Here is a 1,795-nt window from a genome sequence, read left to right on the forward strand (position 1 = left end):
ATTTTAGATTACGGTATAATCTTTTAAAGGCAATGTAAAAAAATCTAATTCTATTTAAGAGTGGGTTTCTTAAAAGTTTTAAAGCAATCCAAATGAGAGTATTTAAAAGTGCAAATGATTTCTTTTTAGAATAACGCATATAAACACTCCTTTTAAAGATTGTATGTAATCAACTTAACAAGAGAGGTATAGATTATGGTTATAAGCTCTATACCCCTTGTGAGTTTAGCATGCCAAGTCTATTCAGTTTCTCTTATTTCTAATTTTGGTAGTTTTTTCACGATTTTCATTGTTTCTAAACTTACAGTAATAACCCTTTGAAACAACTCCAATATGGATAAGCAGGATTTCCAACGATCTCAACAGCATAACGATTGGCATCATTAACAATACCACTCTTTTTATTTGTTTTTACACATTGACACCCCATAACCCATTCAAGAGCAAGTTTACCATTAACGATATACTCATAAGCTTCAAGAGGGATATCTGTCATGATGATATTGCTGTTGTAGATAACAGTTGATTTATTCTTTTTCTTACTATTCTTAATTTTTGCGAATTTCATTTCAGTTACATAATAGAATTTTTCGGGATTAGAGATCTTTGTTAATTTAGGATTACCCTTTTTAAAGGTTACTGGATACGGCTCTACAGTTTCATAATTCACGTGCAAGTGACTGAGTTCACGCCCTGTTACAACAGGGCTCCGTTTTCATATGAGTTGGTTAATTCTTATCAAAAGAATCAAAACGAAGCTTATTAAATCCATTTTGAACGAATTGAGAAAAAATGCAGAAAAATGCGAAAAAACGGATAAATTTTTTCAAAAGGGGTTTTTAAAGGTACTTATCCACAGCCCATGACATGGGATAAGATCAGCAAACTAGTGAAATTTGCTGTTCGTTTTATGGAAAAAAGACAAATTTGATATGTGCTTTTAAGATATCATAATGAGTATTTTGATAGGTTTTATGAGTCACTAAAATAGTCTATTTTGTCAGTTTAATTTACTGACACAAACTGACAAATAATATATTATTGATTGTATTTAAGATTGTATTGTCGATATAGGTTGTATCGTTAAAACTCTAACCTATTGAAATATAATGTTTTTAATTTTCTCTCATTTAAAAAAATAATATAGGCTCTAAAAAGAACTGACAACACTGGACAAAACTCTTCTGTTCAGATCATTATCTTTGGAGAAAGGTTCCTTTGATGAGAATGCCATTAAATATAACTTATTAGAAAATCAAGATTTTGTTTGCTCTCCACATTTGGTGAGAAAAGGCAGGAAAAAGAGTTTTGCGTAATTGTCTTGAAAGGCTCTCAAAGAGGTTTCTTTATTGTTTTCTATGATGGTTTTTGACGACAGGATGTTCTTGATCGCATGATGTCTCGTTTATATGCGTGTTGAGTGGCTTAGAGGAGCTGGAGAGAGGGTTTATCTCTAATTATTGATAAATATATTGTAGCATTAAACTGGTGATATTGATGTATTAACCATTGACGGGCTAAACAGTTTTGTTTAGAGGTTTCTTTATATAAATGTGGGGGAGAAATCTTCAGCAGTTAAAATAAAGCAGTTTTTCTAGTGTCACTTTTTTGGTCACAGAGGTATGTGCTTTTGTTAAAAGCGTTATAGGGCAGTGGCTGTTTTGAGTGGACTTGTTAGAGGTTCCATGAAGTTCTTTTAAATCATGCTTCATGAATAGTGCAAAGCGGGGGCAATCTGTATTGTTTTGTGTATTTTTACGCCAAAGTTCTCTTTTGAGAATTTTTCGTGCCATTG

General features: G+C 31.9%; 1 protein-coding gene and 1 pseudogene. Both read right to left on the reverse strand.

Features of this window, described 5'->3' with window-relative positions; all coding sequences use genetic code 11:
• Positions 1-239: 239 nt before the first annotated feature.
• A pseudogene (locus tag ACFINU_RS09700) lies at positions 240-703 on the reverse strand (type ISP restriction/modification enzyme); the annotation flags it as partial.
• Between the two features lie 865 nt (positions 704-1,568).
• On the reverse strand, positions 1,569-1,795 hold a 227-nt coding region (locus ACFINU_RS09705; protein ID WP_375667642.1), incomplete at its 5' end, for a hypothetical protein.

This window comes from Bartonella sp. AC130YNZD, assembly GCF_042196865.1.
Taxonomy (GTDB): Bacteria; Pseudomonadota; Alphaproteobacteria; order Rhizobiales; family Rhizobiaceae; genus Bartonella.